Source organism: Arenimonas sp., from assembly GCF_035312645.1.
Classification (GTDB): domain Bacteria; phylum Pseudomonadota; class Gammaproteobacteria; order Xanthomonadales; family Xanthomonadaceae; genus Arenimonas.
This window is the reverse complement of sequence record NZ_DATGBO010000051.1, coordinates 1-4,455: the sequence shown is the minus strand read 5'-3', so window position 1 is coordinate 4,455 and position 4,455 is coordinate 1. Positions and strand designations below refer to the sequence as shown.

4 protein-coding genes and 1 pseudogene are annotated in these 4,455 nt (G+C 62.7%); 3 read left to right on the top strand and 2 right to left on the bottom strand.

Annotated elements, in window-relative coordinates:
• From VKM35_RS04540 to VKM35_RS04530, 3 genes and pseudogenes are all read left to right on the top strand, one after another.
• Positions 1 to 152 (top strand): annotated as a pseudogene (locus VKM35_RS04540) (exodeoxyribonuclease III); the annotation flags it as partial.
• Positions 149 to 1,429 (top strand): AmpG family muropeptide MFS transporter, encoded by a 1,281-nt coding sequence (locus tag VKM35_RS04535; RefSeq protein ID WP_414636555.1) that lies wholly within the window; start codon positions 149 to 151, stop codon positions 1,427 to 1,429. The pseudogene VKM35_RS04540 and the gene VKM35_RS04535, both read left to right, overlap by 4 nt.
• 142 nt (positions 1,430 to 1,571) lie before the next feature.
• Positions 1,572 to 1,877, top strand: a complete 306-nt coding sequence (locus VKM35_RS04530) for a hypothetical protein (protein ID WP_324318805.1) — start codon at positions 1,572 to 1,574, stop codon at positions 1,875 to 1,877.
• A 9-nt stretch (positions 1,878 to 1,886) separates the two neighbouring features.
• Here the strand turns inward: VKM35_RS04530 and VKM35_RS04525 are convergent, their stop codons facing one another.
• Together VKM35_RS04525 and VKM35_RS04520 are read right to left on the bottom strand one after the other, a co-directional pair.
• The gene (locus tag VKM35_RS04525; RefSeq protein ID WP_324318803.1) at positions 1,887 to 3,032 is read right to left on the bottom strand and encodes an anhydro-N-acetylmuramic acid kinase; all 1,146 of its coding nucleotides are present in this window, start codon (positions 3,030 to 3,032) and stop codon (positions 1,887 to 1,889) included.
• Positions 3,033 to 3,038: 6 nt separating this feature from the next.
• Positions 3,039 to 4,340, bottom strand: a complete 1,302-nt coding sequence (locus tag VKM35_RS04520) for a M23 family metallopeptidase (RefSeq protein ID WP_324318801.1) — start codon at positions 4,338 to 4,340, stop codon at positions 3,039 to 3,041.
• Between the last annotated feature and the right edge of the window lie 115 nt (positions 4,341 to 4,455).

Below are 4,455 nucleotides of genomic sequence, written 5' to 3'. Positions count from 1 at the left end.
GCCAGCGCGGCGCGGCACGCGCCAAGAATGTCGGCTGGCGCATCGACTACCAGATCGTGACGCCGAACCTGCGTGAGCAACTGAAGAGTTGCGCGATCACCGCCGATCCGCGTTTTTCCGACCACGCGCCGTATGCGGTGGATTACGCATGAGTGAGGTCAACGCCAAACCTTCGGTCTGGGCGGCTTTCACCCAGCCCGCTGCCTGGACGATGTTCTTCTTTGGTTTTTCCTCCGGCCTGCCATTCCTGCTGGTCGCGGGCACGCTCGCCTATTGGTTGAAGGAGAACGGCATTGTCCTCAAGGAAATCACCTGGATTGCCAGCGCGGGCATGACCTACGCGTTGAAATTTCTTTGGGCGCCACTGCTCGACAACGTGAGCCTGCCCTGGCTATCGCGTCTGGGCCGACGCCGGAGTTGGTTGCTGCTAGCGCAGGCGGGCGTGCTTGCCGGTTTGCTCGGCATGGCGTTCGTCACGCCAGCGCAGTTGGAACTATTTGTGGCGCTGACCTTGATCGTGGCATTTGCTGGCGCGACCCAGGACATCGCCGTCGACGCCTATCGGATCGAGATCGCACCGATGTCGGCACAGGGTGCCTTGGTGGCAACCTATTCGCTCGGCTACCGGATCGGCCTGGTTCTGGCTGGCGCCGTCGCACTGATTCTTGCCGACCATGTCGCCTGGGCAACCGTCTATCAGGCGATGGCGCTGCTGATGCTGCTCCCGATGGCGGCGAATCTTTTCGCCCGCGAGCCTGAGAACTACCGGATTGCTCCGGCGACCTGGGGGCAGGCCATGCGCGAAAGCATCGCCGAGCCCTATGCCGATTTCTTTCGTCGCTACGGCTGGCAGCTCGCATCGCTGACGCTGCTATTCATCTTGTTGTTCAAGATCCCCGAGCAGGCGCTGGTGGGTGGGATCATGGGTCCGTTCTATCTCGACATGGGCTTCAGCAAGACCGAAGTGGGCACCATCACCAAAATCTACGGTGTCTGGATCGGTCTCGTCGGTGTTTTCCTCGCCGGCGTTGCGATTGCCCGTTGGGGGGGGCGCAAGCCGTTGTTGGCCTCCATCGTATTGTGCGCTAGCTGTAACCTGCTTTATGTCTGGTTGATCGGGCATCCCGGCAATCTCGCGGCGCTGACGCTGGTGATCTCCTGCGAAAACCTCACGCTGGGCTTCCTCGGTACCGCCGCAGTAGCGTTCCTGTCATCGCTCGTGAACCGTCGACACACAGCGACGCAGTACGCGCTGCTCAGTTCGATGGTGAACCTGCCGGGCAAAGTGCTGGGCGTGTTCGCCGGCGGCATCGTTGAGGCCACGAGTTACGGTACTTACTTCATCATCGCGACCGTGGCGGTGATGCCAGCGACCGCGCTGTTTCTTTATCTCTGGTCGCGACTGGATACTGACGATGCTGCGGTCTGATAACCGGGGCTGGGCCGGAGTGGTGTGGCTGAAGCAACACTGACGCCAAACCCGCAACACCCGTCACCCGGCTTCCCGCGCGAGCGTTGGAAGGGTAGTCTGAAGCGCTTCGGTCCGATCAAGGACAGCAAACCCAGAACCCATGGCCGACTTCCTGCTACGCGACATCGATGAGACCGTCGCCAACCGCATCAAGGAATTGGCGCGGCAAAAAGGTTGGCCGCTCAACGATGTGATCCTGCATCTGGTGAAGCAGGCGCTGGGCATGGCCGGGCCGGATGAGGCGCCAGTGCCTGGCGATATCGCGCGGCTGGCCGGCGCTTGGGGCGATGAGGAAACGCGGGCGTTCAAGGAAGCGATGGCAGCGTTCAGCGGCCTGCCTGACGACGCGCCGGCCTATATGCTCGACCAGGATTTCGAAAAGCTGAAAGATCCGCCGCCCCGCTGATTGCCGTGGTCAGGCCGGAAAGATGGCGCCGAGAACGCGCGGGCCTTTCGCGCCGGTGACTTCGGGAAGATTTCCCGGTCGTCCCGCCAACGTTTCCCGAGCCAGCCAGGCGAAAGCCATGGCTTCCATGAAATCCGGATCGATGCCGAATGCGGCGGTGCTGGCGATTTCGATGCCCGGCAATTCCAGCGCGAGCCGCGCCATCAGCACTGGGTTGTGCACGCCGCCGCCGCAGATCAGCAGTCGTCGGCAATCCGGCATCTGCGAGCGCAGGGCATCGGCCACTGTGTGTGCGGTGAAGACGAGCAACGTCGCCTGCACGTCCTCGATGGAGAGTGCGAGGCCCGCGGATTTTTGCTCGAGCCAGTCGAGATGGAATTGATCGCGGCCGGTGCTTTTCGGCGGCGGCAGTTGCAGCCAGGGTTCGTCGAGCAGGCGTTGCAGCAACGCCTCGTTGCTCTTGCCCTGCGCTGCGAAGGCGCCGCCGGTATCGAAGCGCTCGCCGCGATGGCGCAGGCACCAGGCATCCATCAAACCGTTGCCGGGCCCGGTATCGAAACCGCGCACGGCGCCTTTCGCGGGCAACAGGCTCAGGTTGGCGATACCGCCGAGATTGAGCACTGCGCGATCTTCCGCAGCGTCGCGGAGGATCGCGGCGTGGAAGGCAGGCACCAGCGGCGCGCCCTGGCCGCCGGCGGCGACATCGCGGCGGCGGAAATCGGCGACGGTGGTGATGCCGGTGCGCTCGGCGATGATGTTGGCGTCGGCGAGTTGCATCGTGAAAGGCGCCACGCCATTGGGATTGTGTCGCAAGGTCTGGCCATGCGAACCGATCGCTGTGACGTCTTCGGGTTTGATTCCGCCGTGATCGAGCAGGCCGTTGGCGGCTTCCGCAAACGCGATGCCCAGAAGGGTGTCGAGTGCGCCGATCTCGTCGGGCGTCACGCGCGCCTGTGCTTGCGATAGGCGTAGTACGTCGGCGGCCAGCGCCGGCGTCATCGGAAAGGTATGCGCGAATAGCAGTCGCGGCGCGGGATCGAAATGCACCAGCGCGGCGTCGATGCCATCGACGCTGGTGCCGGACATCAGACCGAGAAAGACTCGGCCATCATCGTCGTTCATGTGGTTGGCGGAACGCAGGTGCGGGTCCGCCATGGCGCCTCAGCGCACGGCCAGGCGCGTGGTCTTCTGCATCACTTCCATGCGTGCCAGTGCTGGCGCGATGGTTGCCTGGAAGCGGGCCATTTCCGTCCCGGCCAGTGGCGCGGGCTTGGGCATGGTGACGCTGAGTGGATTGACCTGGTTGCCGTTGACGCGGAATTCGTAATGCAGGTGCGGACCAGTAGCCAGGCCGCTCATGCCGACATAGCCGATCGTCGAACCCTGATTGACGCGCTGGCCGACTTTTTCTTTGCCCCAGGCCGACATATGGCCGTAAAGCGTGCTGCGACCCTGACCGTGGTCGAGGATAACGACGCGGCCGTAGCCGTTTTTCCAGCCGACGAAATCGACCTTGCCGTCACCGGCGGCCATGATTGGCGTGCCAGTGGCAGCGGCGTAGTCCACGCCCTTGTGCATGCGCATGCGGCCGAGCACCGGATGGTTGCGCATGCCGAAAGTCGATGACAGGCGCGCGTATTCGATCGGAATGCGCATCAGCACTTTCTTGAGCGGGTTGCCCTTCTCGTCGAAATACTCGGCCTTGCCGTCGTGTTCAAAATAAAAAGCGGTATAGGTCTTCTTCTTGGTGACGATGCGCGCAGCCAGCACATCGCCGTTGCGCAGACGCTCGCCTTCGCGCCATTGATCTTCGTAGACGACTTCGAAGGTGTCGCCGTCGCGCAGGTCCTCGACGAAATCGACGTCATACTTGAAGACGTTGGCGAGCTTGTTGATCGAGCCCGTGGTCAGGCCGGCGCGGCGGGCGTCGGAAGCGAACGAGCGGGTGATCGTGCCGGAGGCGACTGCGACGTATTGTTCCTGTGGACGCGGAATGATCTTCTGGCTGACCTTGCCGTCCTTGACGCTGATCTCGATGCGCTCGGCGTCGCTGCGGTCAAAGCGCAGGGTCTTGAGCTGGTCGTTGCGGTCGAGCTCGAACGCGAGCTCCTTGCCGGGGCCGAGGTTCGAAAAGCTCTTGCGGGTCTCGGGAAGCTTCATCATGTCGCGCATCACCGAAAGAGGGATGCCGACTTGCTTGAATACTTGGCTGATGGTCTGGCCGCGTTCGATCTGCACGAACTGCCAGCCACCGGCGGAGGCGTCGGATTCGGCCTTGCCCATCGGCGGAAGTACCAGATCGACGGTCTGTGCGCTGTCGGTGGTGACCGGCTGACGCATGGCCTGCGCGAAACCGGGCACGATAGCGATAAGGGCGGTACCGAGGAAGCCGCTCAGTCCGGCGAGCAGCCAATGCTCGTGTGACCAACGGGACAGCGCGGTTTCATGCGAACGAGGGGTCAAAACGAACTCCGTGTGACGCGCCGGCCACCGTTGGGTGGGCTACGATAACCAGAGTTAAAACCTTGCGTCAAACCCTTGTGAATACTGGATTTTTTCACCTCCAGCCTTTAACTTT